The organism is Paenibacillus sp. FSL R5-0713 (assembly GCF_037973325.1).
GTDB lineage: Bacteria > Bacillota > Bacilli > Paenibacillales > Paenibacillaceae > Paenibacillus.
On the sequence record NZ_CP150229.1, the window covers coordinates 3,318,194 to 3,344,178 of the forward strand.

The 25,985-nt window shown below is 43.8% G+C and carries 18 protein-coding genes; all 18 read left to right on the forward strand.

Annotated elements, in window-relative coordinates; all coding sequences use genetic code 11:
• Positions 1-10: 10 nt before the first annotated feature.
• The 18 genes from MKZ12_RS14880 (at position 11) to MKZ12_RS14965 (ending at position 25,890) form a co-directional block, all read left to right on the forward strand.
• Complete coding sequence (locus MKZ12_RS14880; protein ID WP_339261189.1) at positions 11-850, forward strand: SUMF1/EgtB/PvdO family nonheme iron enzyme; 840 nt, start codon at positions 11-13, stop codon at positions 848-850.
• Between the two features lie 383 nt (positions 851-1,233).
• A complete protein-coding gene (locus tag MKZ12_RS14885; protein WP_339261190.1) occupies positions 1,234-2,349 on the forward strand; it encodes a response regulator in 1,116 nt (371 codons plus the stop codon).
• Between the two features lie 4 nt (positions 2,350-2,353).
• Positions 2,354-4,135, forward strand: coding sequence for a sensor histidine kinase (locus MKZ12_RS14890; RefSeq protein ID WP_339261192.1), 1,782 nt, complete (start codon positions 2,354-2,356; stop codon positions 4,133-4,135).
• Between the two features lie 13 nt (positions 4,136-4,148).
• Complete coding sequence (locus tag MKZ12_RS14895; RefSeq protein ID WP_339261194.1) at positions 4,149-5,690, forward strand: response regulator; 1,542 nt, start codon at positions 4,149-4,151, stop codon at positions 5,688-5,690.
• Between the two features lie 139 nt (positions 5,691-5,829).
• Complete coding sequence (locus tag MKZ12_RS14900) at positions 5,830-7,485, forward strand: ABC transporter substrate-binding protein (protein WP_339242710.1); 1,656 nt, start codon at positions 5,830-5,832, stop codon at positions 7,483-7,485.
• A gap of 174 nt (positions 7,486-7,659) precedes the next feature.
• Positions 7,660-8,562, forward strand: a complete 903-nt coding sequence (locus MKZ12_RS14905) for an ABC transporter permease subunit (protein WP_339261423.1) — start codon at positions 7,660-7,662, stop codon at positions 8,560-8,562.
• 12 nt (positions 8,563-8,574) lie between these two features.
• A complete protein-coding gene (locus MKZ12_RS14910; protein WP_339242711.1) occupies positions 8,575-9,477 on the forward strand; it encodes a carbohydrate ABC transporter permease in 903 nt (300 codons plus the stop codon).
• Positions 9,478-9,769: 292 nt separating this feature from the next.
• Positions 9,770-10,144, forward strand: coding sequence for a response regulator (locus MKZ12_RS14915; RefSeq protein WP_339261196.1), 375 nt, complete (start codon positions 9,770-9,772; stop codon positions 10,142-10,144).
• Positions 10,134-10,766: a chemotaxis protein CheC gene (locus MKZ12_RS14920; protein WP_339242714.1), complete on the forward strand. Its 633-nt coding sequence runs from the start codon at positions 10,134-10,136 to the stop codon at positions 10,764-10,766. Before MKZ12_RS14915 ends, MKZ12_RS14920 begins: the two co-directional genes overlap by 11 nt.
• A complete protein-coding gene (locus tag MKZ12_RS14925) occupies positions 10,759-11,730 on the forward strand; it encodes a sensor domain-containing diguanylate cyclase (RefSeq protein WP_339261198.1) in 972 nt (323 codons plus the stop codon). Before MKZ12_RS14920 ends, MKZ12_RS14925 begins: the two co-directional genes overlap by 8 nt.
• Before the next feature lie 304 nt (positions 11,731-12,034).
• A complete protein-coding gene (locus MKZ12_RS14930; protein ID WP_339261200.1) occupies positions 12,035-14,347 on the forward strand; it encodes a glycoside hydrolase family 95 protein in 2,313 nt (770 codons plus the stop codon).
• A gap of 322 nt (positions 14,348-14,669) precedes the next feature.
• Positions 14,670-16,256: a response regulator gene (locus MKZ12_RS14935; protein ID WP_339261202.1), complete on the forward strand. Its 1,587-nt coding sequence runs from the start codon at positions 14,670-14,672 to the stop codon at positions 16,254-16,256.
• A complete protein-coding gene (locus MKZ12_RS14940) occupies positions 16,238-17,977 on the forward strand; it encodes a sensor histidine kinase (protein WP_339261204.1) in 1,740 nt (579 codons plus the stop codon). The genes MKZ12_RS14935 and MKZ12_RS14940 overlap by 19 nt, the downstream gene beginning before the upstream one ends.
• 121 nt (positions 17,978-18,098) lie before the next feature.
• Complete coding sequence (locus tag MKZ12_RS14945) at positions 18,099-19,760, forward strand: ABC transporter substrate-binding protein (protein ID WP_339261206.1); 1,662 nt, start codon at positions 18,099-18,101, stop codon at positions 19,758-19,760.
• A 41-nt stretch (positions 19,761-19,801) separates the two neighbouring features.
• Positions 19,802-21,475 (forward strand): ABC transporter substrate-binding protein, encoded by a 1,674-nt coding sequence (locus tag MKZ12_RS14950; protein ID WP_339261208.1) that lies wholly within the window; start codon positions 19,802-19,804, stop codon positions 21,473-21,475.
• Positions 21,476-21,652: 177 nt separating this feature from the next.
• A complete protein-coding gene (locus MKZ12_RS14955) occupies positions 21,653-22,594 on the forward strand; it encodes an ABC transporter permease subunit (protein ID WP_339243073.1) in 942 nt (313 codons plus the stop codon).
• Between the two features lie 15 nt (positions 22,595-22,609).
• On the forward strand, positions 22,610-23,530 hold the full coding sequence (locus tag MKZ12_RS14960; RefSeq protein ID WP_215077816.1) for a carbohydrate ABC transporter permease: 921 nt from the start codon (positions 22,610-22,612) through the stop codon (positions 23,528-23,530).
• 98 nt (positions 23,531-23,628) lie between these two features.
• A complete protein-coding gene (locus tag MKZ12_RS14965; RefSeq protein ID WP_339261210.1) occupies positions 23,629-25,890 on the forward strand; it encodes a glycoside hydrolase family 3 N-terminal domain-containing protein in 2,262 nt (753 codons plus the stop codon).
• The last annotated feature ends 95 nt before the right edge of the window (positions 25,891-25,985 follow it).

A 25,985-nucleotide genomic window follows, 5' to 3' on the forward strand; every position in this document is an offset into this window, starting at 1 on the left:
GAATAATTGAATGAGGAAGCTAGTATGGTTAACTTTAATTGCCATGGTTGTTAGTCTGAGTGCTTGTTCAGCCGGTAATTCTCAATTAAACGATGACATGGTTTTCGTCGAAGGAGGGGCTTTCAAGAGCAGTAAGACGAGTTTTACTAATAAAAATGAAACGCTGGACTCCTTTTATATTGGCAAATATGAAGTGACTCAAAAAGAATGGATGGAAATTATGGGGGAAAACCCGTCTGGCTTCAAGGGAGATGATCTGCCCGTTGAAATGGTCAGCTGGTATGACGCAGTCGAATACTGTAATCAAAAAAGTATAAAAGAAAACCTGAAACCTTATTACAATATAGACAAGGACAATCTGGATACGAATAATCACAATGAAAACGACAATATCAAATGGAATGTAACGATCAACGAAGGTGCCAACGGTTACCGTTTACCTACAGAAGCAGAATGGGAGTACGCTGCAAGCGGAGGCCAAAAGAGCTTAGATTACACATACAGCGGAAGTAATAATCCGGATGAAGTTGCTTGGTACTGGATAAATGCCGGCGAAAATATTCTGACAGGTGATTGGAGCTGGCCCGCTATTGAGAGTAATCGTAACCAAACCAAAAAAGTCGGAACTCAGAAGGCGAATGAGTTAGGAATCTATGATATGTCTGGGAATGTGAGAGAATGGTGCTGGGAGTGGTACAGCGATCCGGAGGGACCCAATCAAACTTGGCGAGTTGTGAAAGGCGGAGGCTGGATGGGCGGTGTCAATAACAATGAAATAGCATTCCGAGGCAAATTTGATGCAAATGGTTTTGGGCCTGATCAAGGATTCCGTATTGTGCGCGGAGAATAAATTCTCTTGCCTGTTAGTGGATTACTTCTGAGCTCGACCTATAATTTATCGGGTGAAAACCTATAGTTTATCAGGTTGTTGCACAAAAATGTAAGCGTTACACTTGTATTGTCATTCCCGGCGCTTCGTTATAATCGGAGCGTTCTTATAATACGACTGATAGATACAATTCTAAGTTATCGATTAATGATGGTTAGACTGGTAAAAATGTAACTTATTATACAATTGCATACATCTTCAGATCCTGAAATTCTCCAAGTTGTGCGAGCAGACAACAATCCTGCTGTTGTTCTGCTGTTTAGCGTTTTCGGAACAAATGGAATCTACCCATAGATATAGATAAAATACATGCAGCTGATCACGGACAAAAGAGAGGTGAGCTAATGTACAAGGTCATTGTCGCTGATGATGAGCCGTTTATGCTAGAAGGATGGAGAACGATGATCGACTGGCGAGCTTGTGGATATGAACTCTGTGGGACGGCAACCGATGGGGAGGAAGCACTTGCTTTGTTCAACTCGGTTGAACCGGATCTTGTCGTTACTGATATTCAAATGCCTGTTATGGATGGTCTCGGTCTGATTCACACCTTGCGAGAAGATCTCGCTTATACCTCCAAAATCGTTATCGTTACAGGATACTCCGATTTTAATTATGCCAAGCAAGCCATACGGTATCAAGTCGATCAGTATGTGCTTAAACCTCTTGTTCCCGAGGAAATTCATCAAATCCTTATGGAAATGATAGAACCTCTGGACAAACGTAGAAATGAACGACAACAGCAGAATGGAATTATGGTTACAGATGAAGCCTATGAAAATCATCTTCATGAATATCAAATAAGCGAAGAATATAATTTAGAGCAAATGATGAACATCTCCAAAGAGATCTTGGCGTTGATTGAAGCAGGAAACACATATTCCATCGATAATGCAGTGAGGGCATTGCTAAAGAAAAGTGAGAAAGCAGAAGTTTCATTGGAGTGGATACATCATGTCATCCGATATATCCATGGGGAGTTGCTACGGAAATATGGAAAGAGAGAGGTTTGCAGAGAAATACTATGTGAAAAAGAATGGCATGAGGCTGCGAGTTGGACTTCTGGCACATTGCAAGACCTGTGTGTTCGACTGTCCGAGCAACTTTCCCAGTCTGAATCGAAGCAAAAATCGGGTACAGGAGGGCTTGTTGCAGAAGCGCTGAATGAATTGAAACAACACTATCGAAGTAAAATTAAATTACAAGATGTAGCTAATCGTATTCACGTGAATTCTGCCTATCTGGGTCAACAGTTCAAGCGGGAGATGGGAGTCAGTTTCAGTGACTATGTGCACCAGCTTCGTGTTGAGGAGGCCCGTAAACTCCTGCGACGTACCAATATGAAGATTACTGACATTGCATTCAGTCTGGGATATCATGATGCTGAATATTTCACCCAAAAATTCAGAGCACATACAGGGGAGCTTCCATCCGTCTACAAAAACAAAAATCAAGGGTGATCATATGCGTCATAAATTCTGGATGTTCCGTAAGGTTAATGATATTCCTCTCCGATCAAAATTTCTGCTTATTTATGTACTAAGTATTCTCCTTCCTGTAATAACGATTAATATCTTCTTCTATCAACGAACCTCTGCGGATATCAAAATTAGAGAACAGGAAAATCTGCGCAAATCCATCGACAGGGCTGCGGGGGAACTGCTTGGCATGATTGATGAGAGCGTTGCTCTTAGCCGAATTATTGCAGCAGACGATTCGCTATACGAGGCATTGGATCGGACCTATTCTTCCCCCGTCGATTATTACAATGTGTATCATGCATTTCTGCGAGATAAATTAACACGGTATATGTCAGCGAATATTCTGGAGGTACGTATCTATACGGATAATGATACCATTCAGACGGGCAGTCATTATATTGTGATGAAAGACAAGAATGTACTTCCTGGATTGAAACAGCTGAAATCCACCAGTGGGGGCATTCTTGTTGTTGATTATGTTGAGCCGTCCGGATTTAACGCGGGAAGAAGGATCAGTGTGATTGGCAAAATGGATACCTACACTTCCTATGCCAATTACAACAAGTATTCCAAGATCGATCTGGAACTTAACCGGGTGTATAGCATTTTGAATCGCGAGTCAGACAGTCTTCAGCTGCGTCTGGTCGATAGCAACAACCGTACTGTCGTTTCAAGCGGAGAATTCAGCGAAACCACCATATCCAACCAGGATAACGAATCAATATCCAAGGAAGCTGGCGATTCTGGTTATACACTCGAAAAGTCATTGGGCAATTTAGCGTACCTTAAGGGTTGGAAATTGATTGGCGTTGCCGATACGCGTCACCTTGACCACCTGTTGCAAGAAGCCTTCAAATCCATTCTGGGATTACTGGCAATAAGTATAGTGGTCCCCTCTGTGTTGATCTATATTATTTTGCGCTCCTATCACTATCGGATTCGCAAGTTGTCCAGACATATGGAGAAGGTTCGCAACGAACGATTCGATCTAATTGAAATTCAGGAAGGGCGCGACGAGATTGGCGGGCTGATTCGTACATTTAACATCATGATTGGTAAAATTCATACGTTGATTAATGACGTATATAAACTGGAAATCCGTCAAAAAGATCTGGAGTTGGATCAAGTAAGGACCGAATTGTCCATGCTCCAGAGTCAGATGAATCCCCATTTTTTATTTAACACTTTGAATGCCTTGCTGGTCGTTAGTACGAAAAATGGATATACAGAAGTCATTGAGATTATTAAAAGTCTGTCCATGCTGATGAGACAGTTGCTCAGTCATTCTGACAATCTGATTCCTTTGCAAGAAGAACTGCAATTTACGAATCTGTATCTCCAGATTGAGAAGTTTCGCTTTGGAGAGCTGTTTGATTACACCTTCGAGGTTGACCCTGATGCAGCTTCGTTGCTAATTCCGCGAATGAGTATTCAACCGCTCGTCGAAAATGCCTGCAAACATGGCTTGCAGGCGCGAAAAAATGGCAGACAGATCAAGATAATGGCGAGACGAAATGCTTCTGAATTGCTAATTCAGGTGATCGATAATGGAATTGGCATGGATGCAGGGAGACTAACCGAGCTTCTGAGAGATATTCGTTCTGAAAGACCCAGAAACGGTGAACATGTAGGACTGCGCAATGTCTACCGCAGGTTGGAACTCTTTTATGAAGGAAATGCGATATTCGATCTAAGCAGTGTACCGGGAGAGCAAACCATTGCAGGATACCGTATACCAATCTCCAGGTTGGAACAGAGGAAATAGGAGGTAAACTCTCATGTATAAAGTATTGCTAGTGGATGATGAACCGTATGCCATTGAAGGATTACAACTTCTGATCAATTGGGAAAAGCATGGATTTGAAATCAGAGGTGTGTGCGCCAATGGTGAGGAAGCCATTCGTATGATACAAGAAGATCAACCTGATCTCGTGGTGACAGACATTCGTATGCCTGTCATGAATGGGCTTGAGCTTGTAGAAGAAGCACGACGATTGGAACATGAGTCTGTGCTGTTTGTCATCACGAGTGGATACAGTGACTTTAATTATGCCAGACAAGCCATTCGATTAGGTGTCTCCAACTATTTAACCAAACCCGTTGACAGTATGGAAGCAGAGGATATGCTGGTTCGTCTCCGTATGCAATTGCAGGAACGTGAAAATCAGGAGCGTATTCGGGAACATGCCAACGAGCAAAGGATCAAAGCGTTTTTGTCCGCAATGATTAAGGATAAGCAGACTATATCGGAGCAGGAGATGTCAGAGACCCTTCCTCGTTTGAACAAGTCCCATTGGGCATACCTGCGGATAGCTCTTCAAGGAGATATTCAGGAAGCCTGTTTAGTAGCTGAACAAATGGCTGACGCAACAACTAGTTGTTATGTGTTAGACAGAACAAGAGACTCATTGGGACTGGTATGGGGTGAAGAAGTGAATGATAGCGGGGGGACTTCTGAAGCAGTTAAAGCTTTTGCCCAGCGTTTGATGAGCAATATGCAAAATAACGGCTGCGAAGATATTCATATCGCGGTTGGTTCAACGGTGAACAAACTGGAGCTTTTATCTGAATCCTTCTGCTCCGCTCAGGAAGTTGGGCGTTATTTGTTTTTTAATCAAAAGCGCCTGTTGTTTGCCGAAGAAATTCAGCTGGAGAATTGGCAGTTTGATCCGGAAACACTGTCAGAGGTGGACCATATTAGCGAGTTGCTTGAGAACGGTTCTGTAGAGGAACTCTCAAGCTGCATTCGTAGTGCCTTTGAACTGTTTATAGAGATGAAGGCTGCGCCAGAGATTGTACATATTTTCTCTACCCATATTATATTCCGCGGACTGTCCTTGTGTAGAGAATTAGGAGGAGAATCTAATGCTCTAATGAATGAATTGGCAAGCGGAATCCTGGAGAAGGGCCAACGAAATATCGAAAAGGTTGCTAGCAATCTGGAACATTTCTGTTTGCAATGCAAGTCAGAACTGGCTATTTTCCGGGAAAGAAAGCTTGGTGGCATTCAGGCAACGGTTGCTGAATATGTGCAGATGCATTACAGAGAGACGTTTACCATCCAGGAACTCGCAGAACGATTCTACGTGAACCCAGTCCATTTAGGGCAGTCTTTTTTGCGAAAGTACGGCAAAGGTGTAATCGAGGTAGTACATGATCTGCGAATGGAAGAAGCGAAACGTCTCCTCCAGCATACGAATCAGACATCAAGTGCGATCGCAGAGCAGGTAGGGTACCGCAGTTACCAGCATTTTCTAAGACACTTCGAAAAACGTACAGCCATGAAACCTTTAGAATACAGACAAAAGTATGTGAATTAAGACTTGAAAAAGAAGAACCTCTCCCGAATAAGACCTGCAATTACAGGGGGGTGGACCTTAAATATATATATTTTGAAACCGCATACATTTCTTCATACTAAAAACAGTAAGACATACCACTTCCAAGGAGGGCAAGTACATGGGGGGACTTAAGAAAAAGAAGCTTTGGGGTTCCGTATCACTCGTTCTGGCTTTAAGTTTGGCACTTGCAGGATGCAGCGGTGACAATGAGAAAGCGACTACACCGGATGGGAAAGAGGTACTGAACATTACGGCCTTTATCGGAACGCCAAATCAGGCGCCAGCTAAAGACAACCGAATCTACAAGAAGATCCAGGATGAGCTCGGCGTCAATCTTGAGATGGAGTTTCTTGTGGGTGATCTTCAACAGAAGCTCGGCGTTATGATTGCCGGTGGCGATTTCCCTGACTTGATCACAGCAGATACCAAATTGGTATCAGCCGGTGCGGTTATTCCGCTCGAGGATCTCATTGAAGAGCATGCACCTAATCTGAAGAAGCATTTCGGTAAAGACTGGAACCGGATGAAAGATTCCAGTGACGGACACATTTACTGGTTGCCTAACTATGGAGTGTATACAGGGGAGTTCATTAGTAACTATTATTCTGGGCCAGCATTCTGGATTCAAAAGTCCATCCTGAAGGATGCCGGGTATCCGACTCCTAAAACGTTGGATGATTTCACAAAGTTGGTTCGTGATTATGCAGCCAAGAATCCGACGATTGATGGACAACCGACGATTGGCTTTACTACACTGGCATCTGACTGGCGGACGTTCCCTTTGCTTAATCCACCAGAACATCTTACGGGTCACCCTAATGATGGGGGCGTAGTCGTGGATGAGAATGGAGTGGCGAGTGTTTTTGCCGACAAGGATATCTCCAAACGTTATTATAAGGAACTAAACAATCTGTACAATGAAGGATTGCTGGATAAAGAAGCCTTCGTTCAGAACTATGATCAATATCTGGCCAAAATTTCTTCGGGACGTGTACTTAGTATGTTCGACCAGCACTGGAATTTCCAAGCCGGCGAAGACCCACTCGTAGCACAGGGGAAAATCGGCCAGACATACGTAGGTTTCCCGCTAGTCTATGATACAAGTATCACAGATCATTATCTGGATCGTCCGGTCATTAACTTGAACAATGGTTTTGGTATCAGTAAAGATGCCGAAGACCCTGTCGCACTCATTAAATTCCTCGATAAGCTTATGGATGAGAAGTACCAGAAACTCTTGTCATGGGGTGAAGAGGGTGTAGACTATCAGGTGAATGAAGAGGGAAGATTCTATCGTACACCAGAGCAACGTAAAGAGCAGGATGATCCGGCATGGAGATTGGTTAACAAAGCGGAAGGTTTCTATGCTGCGGCACCAAAGCTCGAAGGAACATTTGAAGATGGCAATGCCATTGGAGCGATCAACCAACCTGAGGAATTCTATGACAACCTCAAACCGGAAGATAAAGAGCTTCTGGATGCATATGGCTTCAAAACATGGAGTGACTTCTTCTCTCCTGCACCAGAAAATCCAGTGTACTATCCAGCATGGCAGGTCGATCTGAAAGAAGGCTCTGATGCTGCGGTAGCGAACAAACAAATGACAGACACTTCATTGAAATTCTTGCCTAAAGCGATCATGTCAAAACCGAATGAATTCGATAACATTTGGACTGAATATGTAGACGCTTACAAGAAAATCGATATTAAAGCTTATGAAGACCGAATTAATGAACAACTGAAATGGAGAATCGAGAACTGGTCTGTTAAATAAAAAAATGCGGCAATGATTCACTCGGAAGGTATTAACCAAAGGAATTACTCAGGCGAGTACCTTCCGGGTATCATGCATAAAGTCGCTGTAAGCCAATAGGAGGAGTGAAAGATGGCGAACACGCCTGGAGCCATACCAGAGCAAACCACCCGTACAGTCGTTGCCAAAACACCAATGTTAAAACGGTTGCGCGGACAAAGACAACTAATGTTCATGTCATTGCCCATCGTTGCGTACATTCTCGTATTCTCGTATTATCCCATTTGGGGCTGGGTTATGGCCTTTCAGAATTACAGTCCTGCCAAGAATTTCTCCCAGCAGGAATGGGTCGGGCTCAAACATTTCAAGTTTTTGCTAACTGATGATGCTTTTCTTAACGTGCTTCGTAATACCATTGCGATGAGTGTAATCAATATGGTACTCGGATTTGCGACAGCCATTATATTTGCCATTTTACTTAATGAGATCAAGAATAAGTTCTATAAACGAACGATTCAAACGATATCGTATTTGCCTCACTTTCTCTCATGGATTATCGTGACAGGCATCGTGGCCAGTTCACTGTCTGTAGACGGCGGGATTGTCAATGTGGTGCTCATGAAGTTAAACATTATTCAAGAACCTATCATGTGGCTCAGCGTTCCGGAATATTTCTGGGGCATTGTAGGCGCATCTCATGTGTGGAAAGAAGTAGGCTGGAATGCCATTATTTATCTGGCGGCCATTACGTCGATCGATCCCTCGCTCTATGAAGCAGCAGAGATCGATGGTGCGAACCGATATAAGAAAATGCTGTATGTGACCTTACCCGGAATCAAATCCATTGTTATCATTTTGCTGATCATGAATATGGGCTGGATTCTGGAAGCTGGATTCGAAGTTCAGTATCTGTTAGGTAATGGTGTGGTTGTCGACTGGTCACAGACGATAGATATATTTGTCCTGAAATACGGACTACAGATCGGAAATTACTCTTTGGCTACCGCAGCAGGCATATTCAAGACAGTAGTTAGTATCACGCTGATCTTTGCAGCGAATTCTATTTCCAAACGGCTCGGGGAAGACCGATTAATATAAGGGGGACTAGAGATGGGAATCAATAAATCTCGGCTTGAACCGATTGTCTTCCATACGTTAAATGGTATACTGATGATCGCAATCGCGATTGTTACCCTGTATCCGTTTGTGAATACACTCGCCGTATCGTTCAATGCCGGTAATGACACCATCCGGGGTGGGATTTATCTGTGGCCTCGGGTATGGACAGATCAAAACTACAGAGCAGTATTTGCAGGAGGAACCATCTTCAGCGCCTTTGGTATATCTGTGGCGAGAACAGTTTTGGGGACAGTATTAAGTCTATTCTTAACCTCCATGCTGGCTTACACATTAAGCCGAAAAGACTATATATTACGAAAGCCCATTACCATTATTGTTGTTCTTACGATGTATTTTAGTGCAGGTCTTATTCCAACGTACTTCCTAATGAAAGATTTGCATTTGTTAAACAACTTTCTGGTGTACATTATTCCTGGGTTGATCAGTGCTTTTAATATGATCGTTATTCGAACCTATATCCAGACACTACCTGAGGGACTGATCGAATCTGCCAAAATTGATGGTGCTGGAGATTTCAGAACGTTCATGTCCATTATTCTACCGCTGTGCCAACCAGTGTTGGCTACGGTTGCACTGTTCATTGCAGTCGGCCAGTGGAACTCTTGGTTCGATACGTTCCTCTATGCTTCTTCCAAACAAAACCTGAGTACGCTGCAATATGAGTTGATGAAACTATTATCTTCTTCCATGAATTCCAACAGCAGTGCAGCCGTTGCCAATGGGGCAGATCTTGGCGCTGCACGCAACATGGTCACTCCTGTATCTATTCGGGCAGCCATTACAATTGTTGCCGCATTGCCGATCTTGGTTGTATATCCATTTTTGCAGAAGTATTTCGTTCATGGCTTGCAGCTTGGCGGGGTAAAAGAGTAAACTTGATTGGTAAACAGATTCAGTTAAAGATTAATAATCCAGAACGGCCACATGCGTGGCCGTTTTTGACTTGTTTAGAGCCTTTTATCCACAAAGGGGAGTTACACCAGAAGAACGAAAAAGTTTTGTTCAACAATATTGTTGACAATCTATTTGACACTACTGTATTATAAATTGTTTTACTTCTATAAATTGCAGGAGTGCCAATAGCGCAAGTGCTCCTTATTAAAGAACTGTCTACAACACCTGAATTTCCCAAGCTTTAACATTGTTGACGAGGAGACTAAAGAAAATGAAAGTACTAATTGTGGAAGACTCCATCTTTGTACAGAAATTGGTCCGGAAGCTAATTATGGATCATATTACGGATTGCGAGATTCAGATTGCAAGCAATGGAGAGCAAGGATATAACTTATATCAGGCATTCAAGCCTGATCTTATCATAACGGATCTGCTAATGCCTGGTTTGAATGGACAAGAAATGCTTCGTATGATTCGGGAAATCGATCGGGATGTACATATTATTATTTTATCCGCGGATATCCAGAAGGCGACACGTGAAGAAGTAGAGAGTCTGGGAATCTCAGGCTTTTTAAATAAGCCCTTAACTGTTGATAAAGCAAATACGTTAGTTGAATTAATTCGGGTGACCAATCATGCTGAATGAATTGCAGAAGGATTTGCTTACTGAACTTGTGAACGTATACGTGGGACAAGCTGCCAATATGTTATCAGAGATTGTTGACAGGCATATTGTATTGAACATTCCTGATGTAGAACTGATTTCTTTCTCCGATGTTGATCGGAAAGATCGGAGATATAACATTTTTTTCAATGAAGGGCATCTATTCAGGTCTTCTCTTCAATTTGGCTATGAGTTTCAAGGAAAAGCTTTTTTGATGTTTCCCGCTGAGCAGGCTAAAATCCTGGCAAATATGTGTCTTGGGGAGCTCACTGAGACCATACCTGAAAACTTCCGCTTGATGGATACCGATCTGGATGTGTTGAAAGAAGTCAGCAATGTCCTTCTCAATGCCATCATTGGAGAATTTGGCAATTTCCTTGAGTTAAAACTTGAATATGTACTGCCGGATATTGAATTAATTCATGGTACTCACTCTGATCCGGAAATACTACTTCAAAACGAAGTATATGTACTTGTTCTCCATACATCGTTTTTGCTCGCCGAAACGGACGTGAAAGGAATAATTATTATTGCGTTGAGTATGAGCTCCATCTCCATTTTGCTAGACAAAATTGATGCATTGCTAGGAGCTGGCCATGAATAATCTTCTATCACAAGCACTGAAAAAAGCCAATATAGGCATGCTCATTGTCGATAGACAATTGAAAGTTGTTCTTTGGAATGGCTGGTTGGAACGCTTTACTGGAAAAAATGCGGAAGAGGTTATAGGACTGAATCTGCTTGAAGTCTGCCCACGGTTTAAGTCGAACATGTATCAGAATATTTTGCAAAATGCGCTGTATCACGGTCAGAGCAGATTTTGCTCAAGCGCTTTACATAAGGCATTCATTCTCCCGAGGGAAGGCGAGGATGAATATATATTCAGACAAAATATGCACGTGGAGCCACTCTATCTGGAAGATCACAGTTATGCCCTTATTCAGATTACTGACATGACGAATACAAATACCCGTGTGTATAAACTTAAAAATCTGATTAAAGAACTTGAGACGGAATATACCACAATTAAAAAGTCCGCGAGAATGAGCAAACATCTGTCTTTGCATGATGTGCTTACCGGTCTGCCTAATCGTCTTGCTTATAATGACCGTCTTGCCTGGTCAATTAGCAATGCACAAAGACACGATAGCAAACTTGCTGTCATGTTTGTGGATGCCGATGGATTCAAGCAAGTGAATGATACATATGGACACGATGTTGGGGATCAAGTGTTGATGGAGATGGCAAAACGTTTCAGAGAAACGATCCCGAGCACAGACATGGTGGCCCGGCTCGGCGGGGATGAATTCACTATCTTAAGCCATCTACAGAATGATCAAGAGGCTATAACAATCGCCAAAAAGTTGGATGCTGCATTCAGTACGCATTTTAAAATTGCTGGAAACCATATTAATCTATCCATAAGTATAGGCATTAGCCTGTTTCCAACCCATGGACAAGAGCCTTCTGAACTTCTAAGATATGCCGATCAAGCCATGTACACGATTAAAAAGAATGGCAAAAATGGTTACGGAATCTATGAACCTGAACATGTTGAAGAATTCTAAAGATGCCTTTTAATAAAGTTGCTATAATAGCAACTTTATTTGTCTATACGATTAACATAAGAAAAAATACGTTTCTGGTGGTGCGTAGATTGAACGAAATGGTTGGTGCGATAGTCGCACTTTTTCTGTTTACTTCGGAATTTACGATTAAACACTTTTCGCTACGATAAAATTGTGATAATTCAAGTTAGTTTTGTTCATTTAAATGCTCTTGAGATTACAGTACACTTAAAATAACATACGAACGGAACATACTAAACATGAGAAGAAATGTGAGGAATTATACTTCGTTGGAGGGTTAAAAGTGAAGACCAAAAATATCTGGTTTAATCAACCTGCTAGAACATGGGAAGAGGCATTGCCTATCGGAAATGGAACTCTTGGAGGCATGATTTTTGGAAAAACACAGATCGAGAGAATTCAGCTTAATGAGGATAGCCTGTGGTATGGTGGCCCGATGCAGCGGAATAATCCTCAAGCCCTTGAATCTTTATCTCAGATCAGAAACCTGATTTTTGATGGCAAGATTAGTGAAGCAGAAGAACTCGCAGCAGATACTCTGGTAGGTGTTCCTGACGGGCAAAGACATTACGAGCCATTAGGCGACTTTTACATCGCTATGGATCACAGTGGACAAGAAGCGAATGATTATCAAAGACATCTCGATCTGGAACATGGTAAGGTAAACGTGCATTATACCGTAGATCAATCCATATACAGCCGTGATTATTTTGCTAGCTACCCGGATCAAGTGCTCGTTGTTCATCTCAAATCCAGCGTACCTGGAAAGTTATCTTTCTCCACTATTTTTGGCAGGGGAACTGTTCTGGAATCATCATCATGGTCCAATATTCTCAAACATCCTGTTGGTTTCCAATCCTATCTGGATCGGATCGAGAAGCGTGGAACGAATAACTTGATTATCCGAGGAAGAAGTGGGGGAGAAGAAGGAATTCGATTTTGTTGCGGGATTCGCCTTATATCTGAAGGGGGGCAGGTTCATTATTCAAGCGGACAGCTTTCTCTTAAGGATGGTAACTCAGCGACTATTCTAATCTCGGCCTGCACAGATTTCCGAATACCCAAGGAACAACTCGAAGCAGAGTGCCTCCGAAGAATTGAATCCGCTTCCACAAAGTCATATAACGAACTGCTCGCCGATCATGTCTCGGATTATCAATCCTTATTCGAAAAGATGGATATACATCTTGAAGATGATCATACAGATGTTATCTGTTCCGAACTTCCAATCGATCAGCGCCTTGAACGGCTTAGAGCTGGTAAGCATGATCCGGAACTGATAAGTCTATACTTTCAATTTGGTCGTTATCTGCTTATCTCAAGCAGCCGTCCAGGTTCTTTACCGGCAAATCTCCAAGGGATATGGAACAAAGACATGCTTCCTGTATGGGATAGCAAATATACGATTAATATTAATGCACAGATGAACTACTGGCTCGCAGAGAGCTGTAATCTGTCTGAATGTCACGTTCCATTGTTTGATTTTATAGAGCGACTGCATGTTCGAGGAAAGGAAACTGCTAGCATCATGTACGGATGCAGGGGGTTCGTCGCCCACCACAATTCGGATATTTGGGCTGACGCTGCTCCGCAGGATGTATACATGACATCGACGTTTTGGACCATGGGAGGAGCGTGGCTTTCATTACATCTGTGGGACCATTATGAATACAATCAGGATGTTCAGTTTCTTCAAAAAGTTTACGCCACGATGAAAGATGCGGCTATGTTTATTCTGGATTATCTGATAGAAGATCCTTCCGGCAATTGGGTAATATGTCCTTCCTCCTCACCGGAGAATCGCTATATCTTAGATAATGGAGAATCGGGGGCTTTATGCTTTGGTGCTTCGATGGACAATCAAATTATTAGAGAACTCTTCACGCGCTGCATTGAGAGCACCCGGATATTGCAAGAAGATCAGGAATTCGGAGAACAGCTCCGTAATGCGCTAACCAAAATACCGGAAACCTCCATTGGAAAACATGGCCAAATCCAAGAGTGGAGTAACGATTATGATGAATTGGAACCTGGCCACAGACATATTTCCCATTTATTCGCTTTGCATCCGGGAACGCAAATTACGGCGCAAGCTACGCCTGATCTGGCTAAGGCAGCTCGCGTAACACTCGACAGAAGATTGGAACACGGTGGTGGACACACCGGATGGAGCAGGGCGTGGATTCTCAACATGTGGGCACGATTAGAGGAGTCGGAACTTGCACACGATAACATCGTGGAACTTCTACGTTCCTCCACGTTACCCAATCTGTTTTGTGATCATCCTCCATTCCAAATTGATGGGAACTTTGGAGGTACTGCAGGTATAGCAGAGATGCTTCTCCAGAGCCATGACGGAGTACTCCGATTGTTACCTGCTTTGCCCGCAGCCTGGCCAACAGGATATATTCATGGTATTCGGGCTCGTGGCGGATTTGAATTAGATCTGGAATGGGAGGCGGGTCGTCTGTTGAATACCAGAATTCGCTCTATTGCAGAAACTTCTGTAACCGTATCCTATCAGGACCAAAAGATAGAATTAACCTTTCCAGGCCCGAATTCCATGATTGAATTGAAAGGAAACACCTGGATTTAATAGAATGATCAATAATAAGTTACCGATTTACATGAGCGAATATCGCCCGACAGAATTGTCGGGTGAATTAGATCTTTTTCTTTTCTGAGCTAAGATAAAGCCATTGATTCAAGCCGAATCAACGGCTTTTTGGTGTGAAATCACTGTTTTTAATAGTCCTTTCGCGCAATAAATATAACGATCTATGCAATGAAATTACAGATTGCAACCTATAAAATGTAAGCATATTACATATTTGAGTATAATTAATGAAACCGCTTCCAGATGGGAGGAGAGTAGTTTCTGGCGGGGGTATTTTCGTTGGAAGAAAGGGGACAAAAGGATGTTATCAGTACTACTGGTAGATGACGAGATGTATGTACGAAAAGGGCTGTATGAGCTCATAAGCTGGATTGATCTTGATATGGAGATTATCGGGGAGGCAGAGAACGGTCTAGAGGCACTGGATCTGATTGAACGCCTGCAGCCAGATGTGATTATAACCGATATTCGTATGCCGATCCTGGATGGACTGGAACTTATTCGTGCCGTAGAGAAAATGCCTCATCTGGAACCTGTGTTCATTATCATCAGTGGTTATCATGACTTCAAATATGCACAGCAGGCAATCAGATACGGGGTTCATGACTATATTCTGAAGCCAATTGATGATGAAGAACTGACGGCGACGTTGCAGAAGTCGGCTAATCTCATTTGCAACAAAAGAAAACATATACTCATGGCTGAGGGACAGGCCAGTAGCATCATGTTGGAGGATCTGATCAAAGGTCATGTACAGAAGCAGGATGAACCTCGACATGCCGAGATGCTCGGGATCAAGCATAATTCCAATCTGCTCATGACTTTGATTGAACTTCAGACCGGATTAGATGAAATTAAAATTACCATTGAACAGGTACGTGAAGCAGTACAATCTCTCGAGAGTAACTTATGCCAAATGTTCATCAGTGAGCAACAGCACGGCATGTTTGCATTATTAATGTTGTGGTCTAAACCTGATCAAGGTGGCATGGCGTTACAGGATAAGCTGCATTCTATTCATATAACACTGAGCAAAAAGCTTAATCTGGACATCGGTCTTTACGCAGGAACACTCGTCAAAGAGATTGGAGATATCCCACAATCCCTTATGGCGGCTAAAGAAGCAGCCAAGCATAAATATGCAGAAACTGGTGGTGTCGTGCGCTATACGGAGATTAAAGACAAACCACTGTTTGTTTTTAATGTATACCAGGAGGAGGTAGATCAATTAATCTTGAGCCTGGAAGAGGGGGATAGGGCAGCTTACCACAACATTGTAGAAGAGAAATTCAAATTGTTTCATATGAATCGATTTTCTCCTCAGGCTGTAGCTGGTTCTCTGTTGCATTATATAACGGGTATTCTCGCTGTAGTCCACGAAATGGATGGTACTGATGAAGGGCTGCAGCAGCTAAAGGAGCTGGCACAACAAAGTCATGAAGGGTGGAATTTAAGACTACTGAAGAATGCTTTTCTCATGGCGCTGGAGGAAGCCGAGCATTATGTGTCTCATTTGCGAATGGAGCGATCCAAAGGGGATATCAGCAGGATCAAACGGTATATTGATGCTAATTATACCGAGAACATCAATCTCAAAAGCATTGCTGCGCTCTTCTACATGAATCCCGTTTATCTTGGGCGGTTATTCCGCAAAAGCTACAATCAGTACTTCAATGACTATCTGCTGAACCTGCGGATTCATGAGGCGAAGAAGTTACTGCGGCAGACGGATCTGAGAATGTACGAGGTCGCTGCACGCGTGGGATTTCAGAATGCAGATTATTTTGTAACCCAGTTTGAGAAGCTCGTTAAGTTATCGCCTACAGAGTATCGCAATCTCCTTATGGGAAATGAACAGCGAGGTGCACAATGCCAAGATGGAACCTGAATTACATGAAGCTTCGAGATAAGCTACTGCTGATGTATGTCCTGTCCGTGTTTATTCCCATTGTTGTTACCAATGTGGTGTTCTACAATGTTACATCCGCCAATATTCGTAGTCAGAAAACTCGTGATGCCGGCATGGCCTTGAACAATCTGAAGAACGACCTGCGTGTAACCATTGATCAGGGCGTCGGTCTCTCTTATTCGTTATATACGGATCCTGTGTTCAATGACACCATCTCGCGTTCGTTTCGAAGTCATTTTGAGTACATTGACGCTTATAATTCGTACCTGAAAGGGCAATTCTCCGGTCAATTGAATCAGGGGATTCGCTGGTATCAAGTGTATACCGATAATCCTACCATTCTATCTTCCGGTTATATTGATCGTTTAACTGATGTGGTCCGAAGCTCAGACTGGTACGTTCAATTTCAGGCATACTCCGCTCCTTATCCGGCTCTGATCTCATCTGATCAAATGTTAAGTCTGGTACAAAGGCTCGACAATCTGGACACTGGGGGGAGAGAGCAGTTACTTAAAATTGACCTCAACATGGAGACGATCAAGCAGTATTTTCACAACAGCGGATTCGATGGAAAAGTGTATTTAGTTGATCCAGGAGGACACATCCAATTTTCAAATGATTATACAGCAGAAGCATCTCTGATAGGGAAACGTTACAGTGAGATCCAGTTTCCGAACAAAATGATTCCCTTTGAACTTACGTATACAGGCATTAACTATCTGGAAGGGTGGTCCCTGCATGGCGTTATGGATGAAGAAATTGTGCTGAAGGAGGTACGGAAGTCCCGTTCCTTCGTGGTTTGGCTTGCTTGCATTAATTTTGTCTTGCCTTCCATCATCATCGCGGCCATGTCCAGATCCATCCATGTCAGACTGGTGCGGATTCTAAAACATATGAAAAAAGTGAAAACACAGAATTTTCAGACGATTCCTCCTGAAGATGCAAGAGATGAGATCGGTCAGCTCACGATGGAATTCAATCGAATGACCGAGACGATCCATAACTTGATTCATGAGGTATATCTAGCTGACATTCAGAAGAAAGACCTAGAGTTAAAACAGCAGCAAGCTCAGCTTCATGCACTCCATAGCCAGATCAACCCTCATTTTTTGTTTAATACCCTGGAGTCGGTACGGATGCGGAGCCTCATCAAGGGCGAGAAAGAGACCGCCAAAATTGTGCATAACATGGCCAAGATGTTTCGCAAGTCGATCAGTTGGAATCAGAATGATGTGACAGTGAAGGAAGAACTCGAACTCATCGAGAGTTTTTTGCAAATTCAGAAATATCGCTTTGGCGACAAACTCCAATACAGAATTGAAGCTGATCCTGCGGTACTGATGTACCGAATCCCCAAGATGGTAATTCTCCCCTTTGTGGAAAATGCAAGTATTCATGGTATTGAATCATCTCCGGGTGTAGGCATCATTCAACTCTTCGTTTCGACTGAAATTGACCACCTACTTATCCGACTAACGGATAACGGAATAGGGATGTCACAAGCTAGATTGGAAGAATTGCTGAGCTATCTGAATCAGAACACGGATATGGGAGAGCATGTTGGCATGAAAAATGCGTATAGTCGCTTAAAACTTTGTTATAAAAATCACTTTACATTTGACATCCAGACAGGGGAAGGAGAAGGGACACGTATCCAAATTAAGCTTCCACTTGATCCATCAGCCAAGCCAGGCGACTAAATATGAGGGATATACTTTTCAAAGTAGGAGGTACACTTTCATGGGTAACTTTGAAAGCGCTATCTTGATATATTGAGAAGGCTTAAAGACACAAACAATACTTGAAGGGGGCATTTGCTACATGTTTAGAAAAAGAAACATTATAACAGGTCTGGCAATTTTACTGGCTGTAACGCTGGGAGGTTGCAATAAAGCCAGTCCGCAAGCCTCTTATCCTGACAGTAATGACAACACCCCAGTCACCTTTAAATATTTCACGTTTGGCGGTGGCAAGAAGGATATTCTGGCAAGCAGCACGACCATTGGCAAGAAGTTACAGGAACAAACAGGTGTTGACTGGAAGATGGAATATCTGGTCGGCGACGGTGCAACCAAGGCAGGTGTCATGATTGCGAGTGGGGATTACCCCGACATCATCGACTCCAGTGGTGAAATGGCCAAGTTGATGGATGCAGGATCTTTTATCCCACTGGATGAACTGATCGATCAATACGGGCCTAACATCAAGCGGGTATACGGGCCTTATATGGACAAATTCAGACAGGAGGATGGAAAGATCTATTTCTTGCCATACACAGCCAACATTGGTTATGTGTCAGAGCCTAACTTCCAGACCGGCTTCTACATTCAGCGGGCTGTGCTCAAAGAGTTTAACTATCCCAAGATCAAAACGCTGGACGAATATTTTGACTTGATTGAGCAATACAAGCAAAAGCATCCGCAGATCGATGGAAAAGAAACCATCGGCTTCGCCACACTTGCGGGTGAGTCGGGCAGCTTCTTCACCCTGCTAAATCCGGCCATGCATCTGGCAGGTTATCCAAACGATGGCAGTGTGATGGTGGATATGCAGAGCCATGAAGCCAAACTGGTAGCCGGATCTGATTATCAGAAACAATGGATTCAGAAGCTGAGCGAAGTTAACGCACAGGGGATGTTTGATCCCGAATCCTTCACAATGAACCAGGATCAGTATCTCGCCAAGTTGACGTCCGGTCGGGTTCTGGGATATTTCAGTTACTCCTGGCAGGTTGGAGACGCAACGAACAACCTCAAGAAGGCTGGACTTGATGATAAACGATATGTATCTCTACCGATCGTATTTGATGACAGTGTCAAAGACCAGTATGTGGACCCGCCAGGTTTTGTGAACAACTATGGTGTCGGAATTACCGTAAATGCCAAAGATCCCGTGCGAATTGTTAAATATTTTGATAATTTGCTCAAGGAAGAAAACCAGATTCTGGTGCAATGGGGCATTGAGGACGAGACGTATAGTGTGAATGACGAAGGTCGCTTTTATTTCAAAAATGATGACCAACGCAAGGCACATGAAGATCCCGAATTAAGTCGTAAGTTCGGCTTTGACTATTTTAATTACAGCTGGCCTCGTTACGGTAATAACTCCGTACTGGAGGATGGCAACGCCTATGGACCAGGCAATCAACCAGAAGTGGCTACCTTTAGTTACACGGACGGTGACAAGCTGTTGTTAGAGAAATATGGTGTGGAGACATTCACAGAACTATTCAGCACACCGGATGAGCGTCCTTGGTCTCCTGCTTGGTCCATTGCATTGGAGCAGGGCTCTCCTGAACAGATTTTCATCACCAAGGCAGAAGATCTCCAGAAGAAATATTTACCCAAAATGATTATGGACTCGCCTTCCACGTTCGAGAACACATGGAATGAGTATATGAGTCAATTGAATCAACTGGACAAGAAAACATATGAAGCTACGATAACACAGGCAGTGAAGGATCGTGTAGCTGGCAAATGGTGAGTGCAATCCATAGAGACCATAAGGAACGGGGGAATATTCACATGTTAAAAGCGAAAGTTAGAATAGCAAGTTTAGCTGTATTAGTGACTGTTTTGCTGGCTGGGTGCAGTCAGAACAATTCATCATCACCTTCAGCCACAGGTGATGATGAGAACAGTCCAGTAACGTTCTCATATTATATGTTCTCTCCAGGCAAGAAGGATACTCTGGCAAGCGAAACAACAATCGGTAAAGTGTTGCAAGAACAAACAGGTGTGGACTGGAAGTTGGAATATCTGGTAGGTGATAGTGCGACAAAAGCCGGTGTCATGATCGCCAGTGGAGACTATCCTGATGTCATTAGCTCCAGTGGTGAGATGTCCAAGTTATTGGATGCCGGGGCCTATATTCCGCTGGATGATCTGATTGAGGAATACGGCCCTAATATCAAAAGAGTATATGGACCATACTTCGATAAAATGAAAAATGCAGAAGACGGAAAAATCTATGCGCTGCCTTATACGGCTAATCAGGGTGAGTATTCAGGTAGTCCAAATGTTGGTGGGGGAGCCTTCTGGATTCAGCGCTCTGTGCTCAAAGAGTTTAATTATCCTAAGATCACTACACTGGATGAATATTTTGATCTGATTCAGGATTACAAGGAAAAACATCCAACAGTTGATGGTGCAGAGACGATCGGATTTGTGTCACTTGCAGGTGTGGCCAATAACTTCTTCACCTTGCAGAATCCAGCGATGCATCTCGCCGGTTATCCGAACGATGGCAGTGTCATGGTGGACATGACTACCCATGAGGCGAAAGTCGTCGCCGGAACAGATGCTCAGAAAAAATGGATTCAGAAGTTAAATGAGATTAATGCTCAAGGGATGCTGGATCCGGAATCCTTTACGATGAACAAAGACCAGTATTTGGCCAAACTGACTTCGGGTCGTGTGTTAGGATACTTCAATTATGGCTGGCAGATTGGGGATGCGTCGAAAAACCTGCTCTCGGCAGGCATAGATGAGAAGCGCTATGCACCACTTCCGATCGTGTTTGATGAAGGAATTAAGGATCAATATGTTGATCCTCCCGGCTTCGTCAACAACTATGCAACCGGTATCTCGGTGAACGCCAAAGACCCTGTTCGTATCATCAAATACTTTGATAATTTGCTGAAGGAAGAGAATCAGGTTCTGGTGCAATGGGGCATCAAGGACGAGACGTACAGTGTGGATGAGATGGGCCGCTTTTATTATGCAAATGAAGATCAACGCAAGGCTCATGATGATCTGGAGCTCAGCCGTAAATTCGGGTTCACCTACTTTGGTACAGATTGGCCGAAATATGGCGGTGAATCTACACTAACCGATGGTAACGCTTATAGCCCTGGCAACCAGCCGGAAGTGGCCGCTGCATCTTACACCGAGGGAGACAAGAAATTCCTTGAAGCCTACGGTATCCAAACTTTTAGTGAATTGTTCAACAAACCGGAAGAGCGGCCTTGGTTCCCGGCTTGGTCCATCGCATTGGAGCAAGGATCACCTGAACAGATCTTCACGACCAAATCGGATGATTTGCAACGTAAATACTTGCCGGAAATGATCTTGGGAGCACCCTCGAATTTTGATAAGCTGTGGGATGCCTACATGGCTGAATTGAACAAATTGGACAAAGCTGGTTATGAAGCGACCATTACCAAAGTTGTGAAGGATCGAGTCGCAGGAAAATGGTGATACGAACACTTTAAGTACGTGTTCAAGAATTCCTTTTTTTGAACAAACTTGTTAAAACAAACTGTACATGCGCAGGAGAAGACGAAAGAACATAAACTCCGGTTTCTCCTCGCATGATGAACAGCATAGGAAAGGAGCAGGTTCACCGTGGAGAAACCTAATGTCTACCTTAACTCGATGCCGCCAGCCTCGAATCCGAAGGGAACCAGAGCACATTCATTCTTCAAACGTCTTGTGCAACAACGAACACTTGCCTGGATGTGTATACCTTTTGTCATCTGGGCTTTTATCTTCAAGTACCTGCCGTTATGGGGATGGACCATGGCTTTTCAGAATTTCAAACCGGCGAGATCCTTCTCGGATCAGCAGTGGGTAGGCTGGCAGCATTTTAGTACGTTATTTGAAGACAATACCTTCTACCGGGTGCTGCGCAACACACTTGTCATGAGTTCCATTAAACTGGTATTGGGATTTGTGACAGCAATTACACTGGCCCTCTTGTTGAATGAACTGAAAAATGTCATATTTAAACGCTTTGTGCAAACCGTTAGTTATCTGCCTCACTTTATCTCGTGGGTTGTTGCCTCCAGCATTGTATTAACCGTACTGTCACCAGACGGAATTATCAACCTGCTCCTGATGAAGCTTCACCTGATTGATAGTCCGGTACTATGGATGGGAAAAGGTGAATACTTCTGGGGTATTCTTGGGGCAACCGAGGTGTGGAAGGATGTCGGCTGGAACACTATTATCTATCTGGCAGCGATTACGGCAATTGATCCAGCGCAATATGAGGCTGCCGAGATTGATGGAGCCAGTCGCTTCAAACGGATGTTATATATCACGCTGCCTGGTTTGAAACCGGTTATTGTGATCTTGTTGATCATGAACATGGGAAGTATTCTGGAATCCGGATTCGAGCCGCAATATCTGCTGGGTAACGGGATGAACATGGATTATTCGGAGAATCTGGACATCTTTGTACTGAAATATGGATTAGGGATGGGGAACTTTTCCTTGGGTACAGCAGCCGGCATATTCAAAACTGTGGTCAGTTTTGTCTTCCTTTTCTCTGCGAACTATATAGCGAAAAAAATGGGAGAGAGCAGACTATTCTAAAAGGAGGCCTATGCCATGCGAAAAGGAAACACATCCCGCTTGCGGAATAGCAGTACCGGGGATCGAGCGTTTGACACCATTAACATGATCTTCATGGTATGTCTGATGATTGTGACGATCTATCCCTTTGTTAATATGATTGCGGTATCCTTCAATAATGCGAACGATGCCATTCGGGGGGGAATATATCTATGGCCCCGTGTATGGACACTGGACAATTACAAATACATTTTTGGCGAATCCGATATCTATCACGCAACGCTGATCTCGGCCCTGCGTACGGTCATTGGAACCGTGGTCTCCGTCTTCTGTACAGCCATGCTTGCTTATACGGTTAGTCGTCAGGAATTTGTGCTTCGTAAGTTTGTTACAATGTTTTTTGTGTTCACCATGTACTTCAGCGGGGGCTTGATCCCCGGTTATCTGCTGATTCGAGACCTTGGATTGATCGGTTCTTTCTGGGTGTATATCATTCCGGGTGTAATCGGTGTATTCAATATGATCGTCATCCGTTCTTTTATTGAAGGTCTTCCGGAAGGCATTCTGGAGTCAGCACGTATAGATGGGGCAGGGGAGTTCACGACATTTATCCGTGTTGTCCTGCCACTAACGATTCCCGCAATGGCAACCGTATCACTCTTTGTAGCCGTTGGGCAATGGAATTCCTGGTTCGATGTATTCCTCTACAACTCTTCCAATAAAGAATTAAGCACGTTGCAATACGAATTAATGAAGATTCTGCAAACTTCAACGACCTCAGCGACTTCATCAGCAAGTGATGCTTATCAGTCTGCCGAGAGCAATGCAACGGCGGTTACTCCAACATCAATTCGAGCGACGATGACCATTATTGCGAGTGTTCCTATTCTGATGGTGTATCCGTTCTTGCAGAAATACTTTGTACAGGGCATGACGATTGGTGGCGTGAAGGGATAGTCATGATCTGCATATCATTTCATTGAATTATGTCAACGCAACAAACGATACCGTATTAGCGTCTATTCATCCATAGAATAACAACAGGAGTGAAACAAATGCATGTAAAATGGATGACGATGATTGGTGCCGTCCTCGGATCTGTGCTTATAGGGGTGGGGACGGCAGCTGCGGAAGAAAATTTTGTTGATCTTAAGTATTCAAAGTGGGCAGAGGATGGCATCACGTATATGGCGAAACGGGGAACAGTAGCCGGATATGGTAATGGGATCTTCAAGCCTGAGGCACTTGTGACACGGGCACAAGCCGTCACTTTTATGGTACGGGAGCTTTATCCAGATCAGCTTCAGAGAGCAGTGGATGGCACAACCTATTCGGATGTTCCAACGACACACCCTTTCCATCGAGAAATCATGATAGCTGCTAAAAATGGACTTGCGAGTGGTTTCCCTAACGGAACCTTCCGTCCGGATGCACCGCTTAGCCGCGCAGAGACTGCGGCCTTCCTTACAAGGGCATATTCACTCTCGGAAGGAAAGAAGCCCGCAAAATGGACCGATACGGACAAGCATTGGGCTGCAGCGCCTATTCTTATTATGAGCTCCAACGGCTTGGTCGGTGGTTATTCGGATGCCACTTTCCGTCCAAATCAAGCTGTCACGCGCGCTGAATATGCCGTATTCATGGCGAGAGTCATTCGCTTCGAACGCGAAGCAGCCATTCGGGCGCAAGATTGGGATAAGCTGATATCTTATATGACGGTAAGTGAGCAAGTGGGTCAGATGCTTATGCCCGATGTTAGGCAATGGAATGGTAAAGCGACGACGAGCGTTAATGAGGGGCTGAAACGTAGTATCCATGATCAAGACTTGGGCGGACTTATTCTTTTTGACAAAAATATTGTTGACGTGAGGCAGCTTACAACGTTCACACATGATATGCAAAGAGAAGCAGGTGACATTCCGCTATTTCTTAGTATCGACCAAGAAGGTGGTGTGATTAAGCGAATACCAGACGGTACGAATCTGCCAGGTCAGATGGCGCTGGGCGCAACTGGAGATGCAGCGCTTGCCGAAGCGGCTGGTCAGCTGACGGGGGAGGAACTGAAGGCACTGGGAATTCAGATTAACTTTGCGCCAGTGCTGGATATCAACAGTAATCCAGATAACCCCATCATTGGTATACGCTCGTTTGGCTCGGAGCCAGATTTGGTAACGCGACTAGGTCTCGCAACGATAAAGGGCTTGCAGCAATCCGGGGTGATGGCGGCAGTGAAGCATTTTCCGGGTCACGGAAATACGCAGGTAGACTCCCATCTCGGAATGCCGGTACTAACTCATCATCGCGAGCGGTTGGATGCGGTTGAATTAAAACCATTTCAAGCGGCGATTGAAAACGGGGTAGAGATGATTATGACCGCGCATATTGCTTTTCCTGCCATCGATAACGAACATGTCACTTCACTCAAAGACGGTGAACGTGTGCCGATTCCAGCTACCTTATCTAAAAAAGTACTGACAGGACTTCTTCGCGAAGAACTGGGATATAAAGGTCTCATCATTTCCGATGCATTCACCATGAATGCCATTGCGGAGCATTTTGGGGAGAATACATCGGTAGAACGCGCCGTTTCCGCAGGTGTTGATATCATCCTTATGCCAAAAGATTCAGCAGCAGCCCATCAAACGCTGGTGAATGCGGTGAACAATGGAACGATCAAGGATGAAACCATACACGCATCTGTGAAACGAATCCTGGAGATGAAAGCGAAATATGGTTTGTTTGAACGTAACCAGACTCTTGCGCAAAAGCTAACTCAGCTTAACGGTATTATTGGATCGAAGGAGCATCGAGCGGTGGAGCAGAAAATCGCAGAACGAGCGGTCACCGTACTCAGCAGTCGCGAAGTTATGCTTCCAGATCAAATTCAGCAAGGCGATCGGGTTGTGATTGTCGCAGCCGAGCAGGATCAGGCGAATCAGCTTGAAAAACAACTGTTGCAAGCTGCTAATAACCTGTCGTTAAAGACTGAAATTGCACTTGTTGGACAAGGCAAAATGAATGAAACGCTCCAGGCGATTGGCAAAGCGAATTATGTCATTCTTGCTTCTTACCAATTCCGGAATGTAGCCAGCCAGTTCGGTTGGAGCGATTATCAAACCTTGATTAATGCACTGAACAAGAGTAATCTGCGATATACGCTGTTGTCATTGGGTAACCCTTACGAGATGATCTATCTTCAGAACGTGCGCTCAGGGCTTGCGGTGTATGGAAAGCAGGAGCCAAATACGTCTGCCGGGATCAAAGTTTTACTTGGTCAATTGAAAGCTGGAGGACAGTTGCCCGTTCAAACGGATTAAAGGTCAATCAATGTAGAGAAAATGAAGAAAAAAGACGGATCCCAGCATACGGAATCCGTCTTTTTATTTTAAACTAAACGTTGATTTCACCGATT